This window comes from Corynebacterium ulcerans, assembly GCF_000767685.1.
Classification (GTDB): Bacteria; Actinomycetota; Actinomycetes; order Mycobacteriales; family Mycobacteriaceae; genus Corynebacterium; species Corynebacterium ulcerans.
This window is the reverse complement of record NZ_CP009622.1, coordinates 1,801,577-1,816,039: the sequence shown is the minus strand read 5'-3', so window position 1 is coordinate 1,816,039 and position 14,463 is coordinate 1,801,577. Positions and strand designations below refer to the sequence as shown.

Annotated in this window: 16 protein-coding genes; 12 read left to right on the top strand and 4 right to left on the bottom strand. The window is 57.1% G+C overall.

The window, feature by feature from the left end; genetic code table 11:
- Positions 1 to 6 precede the first annotated feature (6 nt).
- Positions 7 to 1,260, top strand: a complete 1,254-nt coding sequence (gene proB, locus CULFRC11_RS08225) for a glutamate 5-kinase (protein WP_023636112.1) — start codon at positions 7 to 9, stop codon at positions 1,258 to 1,260.
- 39 nt (positions 1,261 to 1,299) lie between these two features.
- Here proB and CULFRC11_RS08220 read toward each other — a convergent pair whose 3' ends face one another.
- Complete coding sequence (locus CULFRC11_RS08220; protein WP_023636111.1) at positions 1,300 to 2,892, bottom strand: aspartate:alanine exchanger family transporter; 1,593 nt, start codon at positions 2,890 to 2,892, stop codon at positions 1,300 to 1,302.
- 107 nt (positions 2,893 to 2,999) lie between these two features.
- Positions 3,000 to 3,347, bottom strand: a complete 348-nt coding sequence (locus CULFRC11_RS08215) for a YbaN family protein (protein WP_023636110.1) — start codon at positions 3,345 to 3,347, stop codon at positions 3,000 to 3,002.
- Between the two features lie 194 nt (positions 3,348 to 3,541).
- Here CULFRC11_RS08215 and CULFRC11_RS08210 point away from each other — a divergent pair, with 194 nt between their 5' ends.
- The 11 genes from CULFRC11_RS08210 to CULFRC11_RS08160 all read left to right on the top strand — a co-directional run bounded on the left by CULFRC11_RS08210 (position 3,542) and on the right by CULFRC11_RS08160 (position 13,171).
- The gene (locus CULFRC11_RS08210) at positions 3,542 to 4,456 is read left to right on the top strand and encodes a D-isomer specific 2-hydroxyacid dehydrogenase family protein (protein WP_023636109.1); all 915 of its coding nucleotides are present in this window, start codon (positions 3,542 to 3,544) and stop codon (positions 4,454 to 4,456) included.
- Positions 4,457 to 4,514: 58 nt separating this feature from the next.
- On the top strand, positions 4,515 to 5,801 hold the full coding sequence (locus tag CULFRC11_RS08205) for a glutamate-5-semialdehyde dehydrogenase (protein WP_023636108.1): 1,287 nt from the start codon (positions 4,515 to 4,517) through the stop codon (positions 5,799 to 5,801).
- Positions 5,802 to 5,838: 37 nt separating this feature from the next.
- Positions 5,839 to 6,495, top strand: a complete 657-nt coding sequence (gene nadD, locus CULFRC11_RS08200) for a nicotinate-nucleotide adenylyltransferase (RefSeq protein ID WP_023636107.1) — start codon at positions 5,839 to 5,841, stop codon at positions 6,493 to 6,495.
- A 54-nt stretch (positions 6,496 to 6,549) separates the two neighbouring features.
- Positions 6,550 to 7,017 carry a ribosome silencing factor gene (gene rsfS, locus CULFRC11_RS08195; RefSeq protein ID WP_014526115.1) on the top strand — a complete coding sequence of 156 codons (468 nt, stop codon included), beginning with the start codon at positions 6,550 to 6,552 and terminating at the stop codon, positions 7,015 to 7,017.
- A 4-nt stretch (positions 7,018 to 7,021) separates the two neighbouring features.
- Positions 7,022 to 7,768: a histidine phosphatase family protein gene (locus CULFRC11_RS08190; protein WP_023636106.1), complete on the top strand. Its 747-nt coding sequence runs from the start codon at positions 7,022 to 7,024 to the stop codon at positions 7,766 to 7,768.
- A gap of 11 nt (positions 7,769 to 7,779) precedes the next feature.
- On the top strand, positions 7,780 to 8,610 hold the full coding sequence (locus tag CULFRC11_RS08185) for a DegV family protein (protein ID WP_023636105.1): 831 nt from the start codon (positions 7,780 to 7,782) through the stop codon (positions 8,608 to 8,610).
- A 151-nt stretch (positions 8,611 to 8,761) separates the two neighbouring features.
- On the top strand, positions 8,762 to 9,442 hold the full coding sequence (locus tag CULFRC11_RS08180) for a ComEA family DNA-binding protein (protein ID WP_031270482.1): 681 nt from the start codon (positions 8,762 to 8,764) through the stop codon (positions 9,440 to 9,442).
- Positions 9,439 to 11,112, top strand: a complete 1,674-nt coding sequence (locus tag CULFRC11_RS08175) for a ComEC/Rec2 family competence protein (protein ID WP_038620728.1) — start codon at positions 9,439 to 9,441, stop codon at positions 11,110 to 11,112. Before CULFRC11_RS08180 ends, CULFRC11_RS08175 begins: the two co-directional genes overlap by 4 nt.
- Before the next feature lie 47 nt (positions 11,113 to 11,159).
- Complete coding sequence (gene holA / locus CULFRC11_RS08170) at positions 11,160 to 12,122, top strand: DNA polymerase III subunit delta (protein WP_031270480.1); 963 nt, start codon at positions 11,160 to 11,162, stop codon at positions 12,120 to 12,122.
- Positions 12,123 to 12,132: 10 nt separating this feature from the next.
- Positions 12,133 to 12,534 carry an ankyrin repeat domain-containing protein gene (locus tag CULFRC11_RS08165; RefSeq protein ID WP_038621019.1) on the top strand — a complete coding sequence of 134 codons (402 nt, stop codon included), beginning with the start codon at positions 12,133 to 12,135 and terminating at the stop codon, positions 12,532 to 12,534.
- The gene (locus CULFRC11_RS08160) at positions 12,524 to 13,171 is read left to right on the top strand and encodes a LysE family translocator (RefSeq protein WP_023636100.1); all 648 of its coding nucleotides are present in this window, start codon (positions 12,524 to 12,526) and stop codon (positions 13,169 to 13,171) included. Before CULFRC11_RS08165 ends, CULFRC11_RS08160 begins: the two co-directional genes overlap by 11 nt.
- Positions 13,172 to 13,268: 97 nt before the next feature.
- On the opposite strand, the gene rpsT is transcribed toward CULFRC11_RS08160, so the two are convergent.
- The gene (gene rpsT / locus CULFRC11_RS08155; RefSeq protein WP_023636099.1) at positions 13,269 to 13,532 is read right to left on the bottom strand and encodes a 30S ribosomal protein S20; all 264 of its coding nucleotides are present in this window, start codon (positions 13,530 to 13,532) and stop codon (positions 13,269 to 13,271) included.
- A 273-nt stretch (positions 13,533 to 13,805) separates the two neighbouring features.
- Positions 13,806 to 14,360, bottom strand: a complete 555-nt coding sequence (locus tag CULFRC11_RS11085) for a type II toxin-antitoxin system PemK/MazF family toxin (protein ID WP_023636098.1) — start codon at positions 14,358 to 14,360, stop codon at positions 13,806 to 13,808.
- Between the last annotated feature and the right edge of the window lie 103 nt (positions 14,361 to 14,463).

Below are 14,463 nucleotides of genomic sequence, written 5' to 3'. Positions count from 1 at the left end.
ATCCTCATGGAGAATAGCCACGATCCCCTTGGTACTGCGGAACTTACCGGAATTGGTTTAGCAAGTTCGCCATACACTGGCGCCACCAGCTCCCTGGGCTTCCCGGAGCTACCAGCCGAGGTTGTCGACTCACCGGCGTATGGACACGATTCTCCTACGCGCGATCGTATCCGTGAGGCGCGCCGTATCGTGGTAAAAATCGGAAGTTCCTCGTTAACAGACGAGAATTTTCAAGTCGACCCAGTGCGCATCGATAAGCTTGTCGACGCCCTCCAAGCCCGTATGGAGCGCGGTTCCGACGTCATCGTCGTATCCTCAGGATCCATAGCCGCGGGCATGGGACCCCTAGGCCTTACACAACGCCCTACTGACTTGGCCACCAAGCAGGCGGCCGCCTCCGTGGGGCAGGTATATCTTGCCCACTCGTGGGGAACCTCTTTTGGCAGGTACGGGCGTTCCATCGGCCAAGTCCTGCTTACTGCCTCTGACGCGGGGCGTCGTGATCGTGCCCGCAACGCGCAGCGCACCATCAATAGGCTTCTCCAGCTAGGGACTGTGCCCGTGGTCAACGAGAACGACACCGTGGCAACCACTGGTATGCACTTTGGTGATAATGACCGGCTCTCTGCTCTGGTGGCCCACCTCACCTGCGCGGACGCACTGATCCTTCTTTCGGATGTCAACGGCCTCTACGATCGCAACCCCGTAGACCCCGATGCGCGTTTTATTCACGAGATTCATGACGGCAATGACCTCAAAGATGTGGTTGCTGGCGATGGGGGTCGAGTAGGAACTGGCGGAATGGCAGCTAAGGTCACGGCTGCACGCCTTGCCTCCCGTGGGGGAATTCCGGTGTTGTTGACCTCCGCGGACAGTATCGGGGCGGCATTGGATTCCGCTCGCGTGGGAACGGTGTTTGATCCCAAGGAAGATCGCCTTTCCGCCTGGAAATTCTGGGTGCTCTATACCGCTGACGTGGCGGGGATTTTGCGTATCGACGCAGGCGCCGTAGAGGCCGTCACCGTGGGCGGGAAGTCACTGCTTGCCGTGGGAATTACAGACGTTGAAGGTGATTTTCAGGCAGGGGAGATCGTAGAGATCCATGGGCCCGAGGGTGAAGTCGTGGGCCGGGGAGAGGTCTCTGTTGACTCTGCTACGCTGAGTGCGCTCAAGGGGCGACCCATGTCAAGCTTCCCCCGTGGGCAGCAACGCGCTGTGGTGCACGCGGACTATCTCTCTAACTACGCGACGCGTGCGTAAAGGTGGCGGGGGACGTCGATAAGCTTGAAGCGCAGAGAACTATAAGCCGGCGAGGACCTGCGTAGTGAGGATTTTTGCGATCATTGCGACCGGGTAGATGAGCGAGTAGCCTAGCGCGACGCGAGGATCAAAGCCGGTGCGTGCGTTGGCAAAAGCCAAGACCGCCGGTTGCGTCTGCACGCCAGCGATATAGCCGGCTAATTTGGTGCCTCCCATGCCGAACATCCAGCGCATCACCACGTACACGGAGGCCGCTAGGAGAGAAGTCAGGATGAAGCCGAGGGCCAAAATGCTGAGCCATTCGCCGGAGCTGAAAGCATGAATGATTTGTCCGCCGGCTACGGTGCCTGCTTGGGCTAGGAAGATGAGAAGCCCAAACTCAGAGAGCACAATGGTGGCTGTGTAAGGCAGCGTTGTGATCACTGAGCCGATTCGGCCAATCTTTCCTAGGATAAGTCCCACGATGAGCGTGCCCGCTGCCGCTCCGATATGGAATGTAGAGCCGCCACCGGTGGGGATAGGAATGCCTCCTAGCAGCAGACCGGCCACCATGCCCAAACCCAAAATGACTGGGTTGATATCGCTGAGTCCGCCTGCGGAGTCGCCAAAGAATTTGGTGATCTGCGGCATCTTCTTGGTGGGGGCGACCACGCGGACCCTGTCGCCTTCTTGGAGGACTAGGTCGGCTTGGGCGATCATGTCTACGTCCCCGCGGCGCACACGAGAAATAGTGGCGTGGTAGTCGTCGGTTAGATTCAATGACGCTATAGTGCGCCCGGCGATCTTGGGGTCGGAGATCGTAATGCGGCGGAAGTCTAACTGAGAGCGGTCTTGTATCAGCGAGCGGGTGGAATCGCGACCCAGAAGTGTTGCGGCATGATTGATGTCTTTGCGTGGGCCCACAACGGTAATCAGGTCGCCTTTGAGGAGTACACGTTCGGGGGCTGCATGTTGCACTGGTTGGTCGCCACTCTTTACGCGGGAGAATGCGACTTTGTTGTCTACCAGGGTAAGAATGTCTTGAATCGTCGGTTTATCAGTGCGATCGACCACCACTGTTTGATTATCCAGGGGCGAAGGCGCGTCCCTATCAGTGCGCGAGTAGCGCAGAGCAAAGAGCACCGCGATCATCATCCCTACGACGCCATACAAATAGGACACGGAGTACCCCACTGTTGTGAGGGCGGGTTCTCCCGATGCCGAGCTGGCGGCGGCGAGGGAAGGCGTATTTGTTAGCGCGCCGGCGTAGGTACCGGCGACGACGGCGATGTCCAGATGGAAAAGATGAACACCTATGCCGTAGGCCACAGCGGCGACTGCGCCAAAGAGAACCACGGTTGCTAGCAGCGGTACGAGAAAGTTTTTCACACTGTGGAAGAAACTCGGCCCAGCGGTGATGCCGATGTTAAAAGCAAATAAAGCAAGCCCAAAGTGCCCAATATCGCTGGGTAAGGCCAGTTGCACCCCGTAGCGGGGAGCAACGGCGGAGAAGACGATGGCGCAAAACAGCACACCCGCTGCACCAAGTCCGATGGCACGTAGTTTGATACGGCCAAGCGCCATGCCTAGCCCGCACAGTAAAAAGACGAGAACTACTGGATGGTCAGCCAAATAGTGAAAAAGACTGGACACAGCAGCGTACCCCTTAGCGATTCAAATGATGTATCACCAATCATGGTACCGGCTGTGAAGCAATTTTTAAGGGTTTTTGAACAACGATCAATTGACTCGTTGTGAGTTCATCTCCCGAGCCGCACGATATGCGTGGAAACGGCCGCACCGATACAGATAAAGACAAACCACATCACGGGCTTGTCGACGAGAAACGCCGACACCAATAAACCTGTCCACATGAGCGTGAGCGTGCGTGCCTTGTGCGAGGGGGTCATCTTCCCTTCGTAGTAGTTGCTGAGGTAAGGGCCAAACCATCTGTGATTGAGCAACCAGTGGTGGAAACGTTCAGAACTCCGTGCAAAGAAGAAAGCAGCCGCTAACAGAAAAGGAGTCGTGGGAAGTATCGGTAGGAAGACCCCGAGCATCCCGAGTGCTACACACAGCATCCCCAACGTAAGCAGAACAAATTTCACAAAGTGTAATTGTAGCGGAGAACACGAAAAAAATTTAGGGGAAGCTAAGTTCCGGGTCGGGGGCTATCTGTTGGATCGTCTGTCGGGGACTGCCAAGGGGGAGACACGGTGGGAAATTCCCCACGGGGAATAAAGGCGTACCTTGTGTGGCAAGACACAAAGTGACAGATCCGCGACAAGAAAGGCAGCAACCGATGAAGTTTGTCATGTACCCGGAGATCTGGGAGAAGGCTACTGGCCAGCTGGAAGCCGCTGGGCATACCCGCGTGGACGACCTGGAAGAGGCGGATTTTCTTGTTTTTAACGGAACGGGTCGGCAGTTTCCGGAATTGCCCGCGGGCTTGAAGTTTGTGCAGGTGGCATTCGCCGGCGTCGATGGGCTCGCAGAGGCGGGAGTGCTTACCCCGCAAGTGCGGTGGGCAAACGCAGCTGGTCTCTATGCGGATTCAGTCGCTGAGTCCACACTCACCATGTTGTTGTCGGTGCTGCACCATATCCCGGCAGTGGTGCGGACACAGACGTGGGGCATAAGGAAGCTACCGGACGAGAAGACCAATTGGCTCTACGACAATAAGACCCTGGTTGTGGTGGGTGCGGGAGGGATTGCGCGCCGCCTGTTTGAACTTGTGTCTGGTTTTGGGCTGCACACGATTGCTGTTAACCGTTCGGGGCGGCCGGTGGAACAAGCCGACGAGACGGTGGACTATAAGGAGCTGGACCGGGTACTTGGCGTTGCGGATTATGTGGTGCTTCTTGCGCCTTTGACCTCCGAGACCCGTGGCATGGTGGATGCGCGAGCCCTAGAGAAGATGAAGCCGGAGGCTGTGTTGGTAAACGTGGGACGCGGCGGCCTCGTGGTTACGGAGGACCTTGTTCATGCGCTACAACAGGGCACCATAGCCGGAGCGGCCCTTGACGTTACAGATCCAGAACCGCTGCCCGATGGGCATCCGTTGTGGTCAATGGACAATGTTCTTGTCACCCCGCATGTGGCAAACACGAAGGATCGCATGCGTGCGCTCAGCGGCGAATTATTCGTGGCCAATGCTAGGGCGTTTGAAGCGGGGGAGACGATGCCTACGGAAGTGGATGTGGCGGCGGGATATTAGCAGGCAGTCCGGCGCTGCACACGACGCTTAGCTGTGACGTTGGGTACGGTAATACGTTATGACCAACGCAGATATCCGCAGCATCGAGCGTGACGACGTCCTAGCCAAGGCGCGTGCAGCGCATGCCGTTTCCCCACGGGTGGCACGTTTACGTAGCTCACAGAAAAACGCGATCCTTCTTGCCGCCGCTGAGGCCCTCTGTGCCCACACTCCGACGATTCTTTCGGCGAATGCCCGCGACGTGGAGGCAGGGCGCGCTCATGGGATGAGCGAGTCGCTTATTGACCGTCTGAGTCTGGATGAGGGGCGTATTACTGCTATGGCTGATGGGCTGCGTCAGGTCGCGTCCCTTGCAGACCCCGTGGGCAATGTCGTGGATGGTCGCGTCATGCCTAACGGTATCCAGATGCGTCAGGTGCGCATCCCTTTGGGCGTTATGGGCATGGTGTATGAGGCTCGCCCTAACGTGACGGTGGACGCCTTTGGTTTGGCGTTGAAGTCGGGAAACGTGGCGCTGCTGCGCGGTTCCAAATCGGCCCGTTATTCTAATGCTGCTTTGGTGAGCGTGCTCCAAGACGTGCTGGTTTCTCATGACGTTCCTGCGGAGGCCGTGCAATTGCTGCCCTGTGATACCCACGAGAGTGTGCAAGATCTGATCACTGCACGTGGGCTTGTCGACGTCGTCATTCCACGGGGCGGTGCAGGTCTTATCCAAGCGGTGGTCACGGGAGCCACGGTTCCCACAATCGAGACTGGAACAGGAAACTGTCATTTCTATATTGATAGAGACGTCGCTGATATAGATCAGGCCATTGAGATGCTGATCAACGGCAAAACACGGCGTTGCTCGGTGTGCAATGCAACAGAGACTGTCTTGATCGACGGTGCGCTGTCGGTAGAAACGCAGCGGAAGGTGATCGAGGCCCTGCAACAGGCTGGGGTAACGGTGCATGGGGACGTCGACAAGCTAGGACAGCTGGGCGTTAGTAACATCGTGCAGGCGGAAGAGGCAGATTGGGCCGAGGAATACCTTTCTATGGACATCGCCGCGCGCATCGTTGATGGCATCGATGGCGCGCTTGACCATATCCGAACCTATTCCACGGGACACACCGAGGCGATTGCTACCGGAAACATCGTCACCGCGCAGCGTTTTGCAGATGAAGTAGATGCTGCAGCAGTCATGATTAATGCTTCCACAGCGTTCACAGACGGCGAGCAGTACGGGATGGGCGCAGAGATTGGAATCTCTACCCAAAAGCTGCACGCTCGTGGACCGATGGCCCTGCCGGAGCTAACCACCACCAAATGGATCCTGCAGGGGACCGGCCAAACGCGCCCCTAGTCGGAACGTCATCAGAAGAAGCAGGAAGGATACGGCCATGACCGTCATCGATCATCCGCGCCGGGTAGGCATCATGGGTGGCACCTTTGACCCGATTCACCATGGCCATCTGGTGGCTGCCAGCGAGGTAGCCGCTAGATTTGATCTGGACCTGGTGGTGTTTGTCCCCACGGGAACATCCTGGCAGAAGGCAGAATGCGAGGTGTCGCATGCCGAGGATCGCTATCTGATGACGGTGATTGCCACCGCCTCTAACCCGCGGTTTAGCGTGAGTCGGGTAGACATTGATCGGCCAGGGGCAACTTATACCGTTGACACCCTGAAAGATCTGCAAGAGCAATATCCGGATGCGGAACTGTTTTTTATCACCGGTGCGGACGCTTTAGGTAACATTCTCACATGGAAAAACTGGGAGCAGGTTCTTGAGCTTGCCACGTTTGTGGGGGTCACGCGCCCCGGATACGTGCTTAAAGAGGACATGCTGCCACTGAAGTATCAAGAGCGTGTTGAGCTCATTGAGATTCCGGCCATGGCTATTTCTTCTACAGGGTGCAGGCGCCGTGCGCGTGAAGGCTTACCCGTGTGGTATCTGGTACCCGATGGAGTTGTGCAATACATAGCAAAACGCCGCTTGTATCATCCCGGTGGGGCGGACACATACCGTGACCCAACTCCGAAACCACGAACCAGTTAGCCAATCATGGCTATTACATGGAACAATTAGGCTCGATTTAGGAAAGGACCCCCTGTGACCGCAACCCAAGACACTATTCGCTTGGCTTCCAGTGCAGCACTTGCTGCAGATGAGAAACAAGCAACCAACATCGCAGTGATTGACGTCTCCGATGTCATGGCGATCAGTGAGGTATTTGTACTGGCTTCCGCAGACAATGAGCGCCAAGTGCGTGCCATCGTCGAGGAGATCGAGGATGTTCTCACTGCAGAAGGACACGAGCCAAAGCGTCGTGAAGGAAACCGCGAAAACCGCTGGGTACTTCTGGACTACGGCATGCTCGTGGTTCACGTCCAGCGCAACACCGAACGCGACTTCTACGGGCTTGATCGCCTCTACCAAGACTGCCCGCTTATTGAGGTCGAAGGTGTAGAGACGATGAGTCGTCCCGAAGAATGGGCCGATGACATCGATGTACGCAACGTAGAGTCTCTCGACGAGATCCCCCTCGCCGGTGAGGAACCCGCCGAAGAGGAGTTCTAGTCCCATGACCCGCCGTCTCATCCTGCTCCGCCACGGACAGACTGAATACAACGCGACGCGTCGCATGCAGGGGCACCTCGATACTGTGCTTTCCGATGCCGGTTGGTCGCAGGCTGAAGCGGCGGCGGACTTCCTAGCTACACTTCCCATCGGAAAAATTATTTCCTCGGATCTTGCGCGCGCTCGCGACACGGCTGCCGTGGTGGGCAAGCGTCTCGGCATCGACGTGACCACCGACCCTCGGCTTCGGGAAACTGATCTGGGAGAATGGCAAGCCAAAACCATCGACGAGGTGGATACCGATTATCCCGGTGCGCGCGCTATTTGGCGTCACGACGCCACCTGGGCGCCTCCCCGTGGGGAATCTCGACTTGATGTGGCACACCGGGCGCGCCCCGTTGTCGACGAGCTCATGCAGGACTACCACGAGTGGGACGACACGAGCGTGCTCATCGTGGCCCATGGTGGGACAATCAGCGCATTAACCTGTCACCTCCTGGGCTTGGACGTCGGCCAATACCCGATATTCTCGGGCCTGAATAACACCTGCTGGGCGCAGCTGACAGCACGCCCTGAGTTCAAAGACCCTCATACTGCGAGCCAAGAGGCGGAAGAAAAGGCCTATGCTTCCCAGCTGACAGCCCGTTTTACCCCAGAGACCGCCGCACATGCGCAATGGTATCTCGACGGCTGGAACATGGGTGTAAGCCTCGGGCGCATCAACGTTACTCCTTCATCACAACCGCAGTAGGGGGTTGGTCGATGCCAGTCAGAATTATTACTGACTCCTCGTCTGGGCTGCCGCAAGACGTGGTAGAGGAGTTGGGGATCACCGTCCTTGACCTCCACATCCTTCGTGGGGAATCAGAGGTATCAACGTCGGGGCTCACAGCCCTGGAGCTTGCCGCTGCCTACGCACGCCAACTGGAACGTGGTGGCGATGACGGCGTGGTTGCCCTGCATCTTTCTAAAGAGCTTTCTGCTACCTGGTCGGCTGCCGTTGCTGCTTCCGGCGTTTTCGATGGATTAGTTCGTGTGATCGATACCGGAACCGTTGGCATGGCTGTGGGCGCTGCTGCTATGGCTGCTGCCCGTATTGCGCTCGACGGAGCCTCTCTGGATGAATGTGAGGCCTTGGCGCGGGACACGCTCACGCGTTCTGACACATGGCTCTACCTGCACCGGGTAGACGAGCTACGCAAATCGGGACGTATTTCTGCAGCCACTGCAGTGGTATCTGCTGCGCTGGCTACCAAGCCCATTATGAAGTTGCACAATGGGAAAATTGAGTTAGCGGTAAAAACGCGTACGCAGTCGAGGGCCTTTGCCAAGCTTTCTTCCGTCATTGTGGAACGCTGCGCAGACTATCCGGCGTTCGTGGCGATTCAGCACGCCGATGCAGAAGAAGCAGCACACAGCCTGGCAGAACAGCTGAGATTAGCTCTGCCTAGTGGGTCGAGTTTTATGATTACCACGCTCGATCGCAGCGTAGTGGTTCACTGTGGTGCAGGGGCTTTAGGGATTTCCGTTGTCTTCTCTGAGCATTCCACCCCGGCAGAAGACACAGATGATTCCGAGCCTACTAAAAACTAGTTTCACGGCATAGCACCCCTCGGAGTTATCCACAGCGAGAGCGGATGATGAAGCGTTATCCACAGGGAGAGGCGCTTCTCATACTACGCAGTGGCAGCCCGTAGCCCTCGGAGCTTAACGTGACCCCATGAAGCGGGTGCAGAAAAAGGCTATGGGGAGGCTGCGCGAGCTCACACGTCCAACGGGGACTGAAGACGTGATGGACGTGGATTTTCCTCACGGGGTTCGATGGGAGATCAGTAAAAAGCACGCAGTGATATGGGCGATCATTCTGATCGTTGCGGTAGGGGCGATAACGTTGGCTCGTGGTGGGGGATCCACGGCTACAGACAAAGCTCTTAGACCTGCGGACCTTGCTGCAGATACCCGTATCCAACAACAAAGTGCGACCACGACAGCCGAGACGACGGTCGTGGTCGCAGTGGTCGGAGCAGTGGAAAAATCAGGGCTTTATACTCTGCCGGCCGGGGCACGCGTCGCTGACGCTCTCCGGTTGGCAACACCATACCCTGACTCGGATGTGCGTTCCTTGAATCAGGCACAAAAGCTTGTCGACGGCATCCAAATCAACGTTCCCGGCGTCGGCGAGCCGCACGCCACGGTAGTGCCCGATGCGGTTGGGGCACCTGCGCAGGAGAATGGGAAAACATCTCTGAATAGTGCAACGGCAGAGCAACTGGCTCAGCTTCCCGGGGTCGGCGGGAAAACCGCCGAGGCGATCATCGCGCACCGCCAACGGATCGGTGGGTTTAAAGACATTGGCCAGTTGAAAGACGTGAAGGGGATAGGGCCCAGGAAATTTGAGGCTTTATCGGGGAACGTGATGTTATGACTGAGCTTCGGCTAGTTCCCACTGCAGTCGTGGCGTGGCTATGCACATTGGCTGTTCTGTGGAGCCGAACCCCGTGGTGGGGGTTAGCCATAGCAGCTATAGGTGCTGCAGTGATGGTGCGGTGGGATCGTGGACAGGCGATTGCTGTGGCCATGGGAGGGGCGTCGATAAGCATAGGGTGCTGGCTGCGGGCCGTCGCGGCAGATACTGCCCAGTTTGGTAGGGAAATCACCGCGAGGGTGGGCACTACTGTGCAAGAAGTGCGTTCCGGGTGGCTGTTTCGCGCGCACGTTCCGGGGTTTCCCGAACCTATTCCAGTGCTGCTACGAAAACCCGTGGCTGGATTAACTCCGGGAACGGAAATAACCATGACGGGTACGGCGACAATGAGCCGTTCTGTGGGGTTGGGGCGGAGGTTTTTCTTTGCCGATGACATCACAGTGACACATGGCCCAGACGGAATACATGCGATAAGTGCCCTTCTACGCACGCGTTTTAATGAGCGCGTGGCGGCGCTCGCTGATTCGCCGTCGCAGGGTCTGATACCCGCCATGGTGATGGGGGATACGTCGCTGCAAACGTCGGAAGAAAAGCAGGAATACATTGCGACAGGCCTTGCACACCTTTCCGCTGTGAGCGGAGGAAACGTCACTATTCTGACCACCACCGTTATGTCGCTTTTGGCAGCATGCGGCTGTAGCCCACGCATACGCAGATGGGCTGCAGGCAGTGCGCTTGTGGCTTTTGTCTGCGTTGTTGGGCCAGAACCTTCCGTGTTAAGGGCTTCTGTCATGGGAGGAGTGGGGCTTATTGCGGCGATGAACGCGTCAAGAACCCCACCGATTCATGCACTGTGCCTCGCTGTGATCTGCCTCCTCTTATGGGAGCCAGGGCTAGCAGCGCACTATGGTTTCGCTCTTTCCGTAGGAGCGACCGCTGGGATTATCACTCTGTACCCCCTGATCTATCGGCCTTTGGCACGCGCTAGCCTCCAGCGGCAACGAACACGCTTGCGTATTCCCGACATCCTCTTGCGGTCGATAGCAGTTGCGATCGCCGCAGAACTCGTGACCGTCCCGCTCGTCGCCATGATGGCGGGTCGTATTTCTTTGGTGTCTGTCCCCGCCAACGTTATCGCCGCGCCCGTCGTACCGCTTATTACCGTGATCGGCCTTGTAACCGTCGCACTCGTGTGGATTCCTCCCTTCGATTGGCTAGCGATCCAACTCCTTGATCTGCTCGCCGGCGGGATCGGAATGGTTGCCCACACCTGCGCCTCCTGGCGAGGATCAACGTTAGGCGTACCTCTGCCAGAATCCACGCTGCTTGGTACCTGCTGGGTGATCGTGGTTGCGCTATGGGCTCTGCTGGCTTTCCAATCACACAAGGCGTGGCCGCTGGGCATTGCTCTGCTTGTTGCCGGGCCTTTTATTGTGCACACCCCACGTGAAGTCGATTACCACACCTTAAGCATCGTCGTTGTGGAAACCGCAGCTGACGCGGAGGCAGCTCCCACCGGTGTTGATCTGATCGTGGTCAAAGAAAAAACGAAACCGCACAAACGACCCGTGATGCGTCGCGACGGCACGCCTGTCCTCTTTCTCCACGGGGACGGAAACGTGGCTTTGCTTATCGACGGCACCCAGAAAGCCTCCGACGGACGCTTCTGAGTAACAGCGCCCGCCTCTGTGGCACTATTGTCTGCGTGGGTACAACAGTGGGACCGGTCCATCTTGTTCTTGGCGACGACGAATTTCTAGCCGAACGCGCACGTCTGCGCATCATTGACAGCATCAAGGCTCAAGCCGGCGATGACATCACCGTGTCTTCTCTCAGGGCTGGCGAAGTCAACCAATCGGAACTTATCGACTTATTGAGTCCCTCCCTGTTCGGCGAAGACCGAATCATCGTGCTGAACAAAGCCGAAGAAGCCGGCAAAGAACCAACCCAGCTCATTCTCTCTGCTGCCGTCGACCCCGGGCCCGGCATATACATGATCATCGTGCACTCCGGCGGCGGCCGACAAAAAGCGACGATCCCCAAAATCAAAAAAATCGCTGAGGTTCATGAGGCCAACAAACTCAAACCCAGTGAACGCATCCCGTGGGTAAACACGGAGTTTCGTGCACACGGAATTCGCCCCACTCCTGACGTCGTTCATGCTCTCTTAGAAGGCGTGGGCTCTAATCTACGAGAACTGGCATCCGCGATTAGCCAGCTGATAGCGGATAACAATGGCGAGATAACTGCCGCGAAGGTCCGTGACTACTACGTAGGAGTTGCCGAAGTCTCCGGGTTCGACGTGGCAGACCTGGCATGCTCAGGACAAACGCAGCGAGCAGTGGCAAGCGCGCGCCGGGCACTGCAATTGGGGGTTAGCCCTGTGGCGCTGGCGGCGGCATTGAGTTACAAGATCAGCGGAATCGCAAGGCTCTATTCCACTCGTGGCCGGATTGATTCTGCAGGGCTTGCTCGACAATTGGGTATGGCGCCTTTTGTGGTTGAAAAGACGGCTAAAGTCGCGCGCGCATGGAATGGCGATGCGATTAGTCAAGCGGTCATCCTCATGGCTGATCTCGATGCGAGCCTTAAAGGACATGGCCCCAACGGGACCCTAGGTGGTGACCCGGATTTTGAAATAGAGAATGCAATCCGGCGCATCTCTGAGCTGGCCCGCTAAAATATTGACCGTGAATGACAACTCTGTACCCGAAGATGTCCAAGAGCTGGCATCCAAGCTTTTCGACATGGCCCGCAACGGCGATACCAACAATCTCGCCGCTTACATCGACAATGGCGTAGATCCCAACCTCACCAACCAAGATGGCAACAGCCTGCTGATGCTCGCTGCATACGCCGGGCACCATGAGACTCTCGACGCCCTCATCTCCCGTGGGGCAAACGTCAACCAGCTCAATGGCCGCGGGCAGTCGCCTCTTGCAGGTGCTGTGTTCAAGCAGGATATGACTGTGGTGGAAAAGCTGCTCAACGCCGGCGCGTTTCCCCACGAAGGGCATCCGAATGCCATCGACACCGCCCGGATGTTCGGCTTAGACGAGCTAGCCGCCACGCTTTCCCAACATGGAGCTTAGTCAGCTCGGGACCTTGGTGCTCATCAGCCTCGTTGGCATGGTGACACCTGGCCCCGATATCTTTTTTGTTACCCGTCTGGCTACTAAGTCACGTCGACACGCGTATGCCGCAGTGTGCGGCATTACGATTGGCGTCACGATCTGGCTTACGTTGACCGTGTTTGGCGCGACTGCATTATTGACGGCCTATCCCGCCGTTTTGAGCACGATTCAGCTGGTAGGTGGCCTGTGGATTTTGTGGATGGGAAGCCGGTTGCTGTTGTCGGCGCGGGCGCAGTTTCGCGATGGTGGGGTTACGGTGGCTGCGAATCTTGACTCCCTCGTGGGGACTCCGGCGAGTTGTCTCCGACAGGGATTTTTCACAAATTTGTCTAACCCCAAGATTGTTCTTTATCTTGCGGCGATTATTGCGCCGTTTCTTCCCTCCGAACCAAGTATCGGTACGGCGCTGTTGGTCATCGTGACACTGGTGTCGTGCACATTCGGTGGTTTTATGCTTTTAGCTACCGTGATTAGCACTAACGCGATGCGGGTGAAGCTTCTCAAAGCTGGCCCGTGGATAGACCTGGGTGCTGGCCTTTTCTTTATTTTCGCGGGCTGCGGTTTGGTCTTTACCGGAGCAACCTCGTTGTTCTAACCAGTGCAGCGCATCGTCTTCTGTGTTTCCCCACGAGTAAGCGCCCGGTAGCGTGAAGCAAAACTTCAGATACCGGGCGCCTATTCGTGCGTAAAGCTTAAGCCATCTTGTTCAGTGCGTGAGCCATGTTGGACTTCTTGTTTGCCGCGTTGTTGCGGTGGAAGACGCCCTTGGACACGGACTTGTCCAGTGCGCGGGATGCGACGCGAAGCTGGGTCTCAGCTGCGGTCTTGTCGCCGGCAGCGACAGCCTCACGGAACTTGCGGATCTCGGTGCGAACAGCGGAACGAATGGTCTTGTTGCGCAGACGAGCCTTCTCGTTGGTGAGAACGCGCTTTTTCTGGGACTTGATGTTTGCCATGGCAATACCTCTTAATTTTCTGTTGAGCCTTTTGTCGGATTGCAGTGAGCTGGCACGCGGAGCGCGCTAGCTGAGCTGTTCTCGCTATGAAAGCGGACCCAAGGTCCTGACCGCCTTGCGGGAACATCCACCAAAAGGGCATTAATGGACAACGAGCGGAAATCTTACCAGCTCGTTGGGGTAGGGACAAACCTTTTGGCTGTAGCTCAAGGGGATGGGCTACAGGAAGGCAGTATTAAGGAGTATAAGGAAGGCAGTTATAGGTTTTTCGTGTTATTCCCAGCCAAATTCCCCACGAAGGCGGTTGGCGATGCGCTCAAACCGCCTAGACGGCATGACCGCCCCTGAGCGTCGAATATCGGCTTCTGGCACGGAGACGACTTTGTCTAGTCGTACCCAGCTTTGCCGCCCGGCTTCATCCCAGGGGCCGGCGCCGATATCGAGCCAGTGGTCGTCGTTGTTGTGCGTCGGGTTGGGGGAGATGAGCAGACCGAGAACTTTGGGGCCATGGCGCCCTACAACCACGATGGAGCGTTCACGGAGTTTCTTGGGGGAGCTGTCGCTGGGGGCCCAGAACCATACGACCTCTCCGGGGTCGACTTGTCCGTCCATGTTGGGGGCATAGAAAATAGTGCGCGCACATTCGCCGGAGGGGCGTACTTTGCAGGAGACGATGTCCATCCGGTGGAAGCGTCGGTGTTCGTGGTCGAGTCCGATTCGGTCGTTAAGTCTGTTGAGGCCGCGATCGAGTGGGATATCGGATTCGCGTGTGAGTATGGTGGCGAGTTTGCTTAGCCAGCGCATCTTCACTAGGTCTTTCATGCCCATGCTCCCATACCCTAGCCCTCACGTAGTGAGTTTGCATGTGTTGTGTAGTTTTTGGGGACTTTTGTGGGGGCTGTCGCGTTGCGCTTTTGTGTGTGGGGGCTGC

What these genes read in the sequence shown, in the direction of transcription:
- CULFRC11_RS08190 (WP_023636106.1), top strand. Translation starts at nt 7,022, where the DNA reads ATGACCCGCCGTCTCATCCTGCTCCGCCACGGACAGACTGAATACAAC.
- CULFRC11_RS08205 (WP_023636108.1), top strand. Translation starts at nt 4,515, where the DNA reads ATGACCAACGCAGATATCCGCAGCATCGAGCGTGACGACGTCCTAGCC.
- CULFRC11_RS08185 (WP_023636105.1), top strand. Translation starts at nt 7,780, where the DNA reads ATGCCAGTCAGAATTATTACTGACTCCTCGTCTGGGCTGCCGCAAGAC.
- CULFRC11_RS08180 (WP_031270482.1), top strand. Translation starts at nt 8,762, where the DNA reads ATGGGGAGGCTGCGCGAGCTCACACGTCCAACGGGGACTGAAGACGTG.
- CULFRC11_RS11085 (WP_023636098.1), bottom strand. Translation starts at nt 14,360, where the DNA reads ATGGGCATGAAAGACCTAGTGAAGATGCGCTGGCTAAGCAAACTCGCC.
- rpsT (WP_023636099.1), bottom strand. Translation starts at nt 13,532, where the DNA reads ATGGCAAACATCAAGTCCCAGAAAAAGCGCGTTCTCACCAACGAGAAG.
- CULFRC11_RS08160 (WP_023636100.1), top strand. Translation starts at nt 12,524, where the DNA reads ATGGAGCTTAGTCAGCTCGGGACCTTGGTGCTCATCAGCCTCGTTGGC.
- CULFRC11_RS08175 (WP_038620728.1), top strand. Translation starts at nt 9,439, where the DNA reads ATGACTGAGCTTCGGCTAGTTCCCACTGCAGTCGTGGCGTGGCTATGC.
- CULFRC11_RS08210 (WP_023636109.1), top strand. Translation starts at nt 3,542, where the DNA reads ATGAAGTTTGTCATGTACCCGGAGATCTGGGAGAAGGCTACTGGCCAG.
- proB (WP_023636112.1), top strand. Translation starts at nt 7, where the DNA reads ATGGAGAATAGCCACGATCCCCTTGGTACTGCGGAACTTACCGGAATT.
- nadD (WP_023636107.1), top strand. Translation starts at nt 5,839, where the DNA reads ATGACCGTCATCGATCATCCGCGCCGGGTAGGCATCATGGGTGGCACC.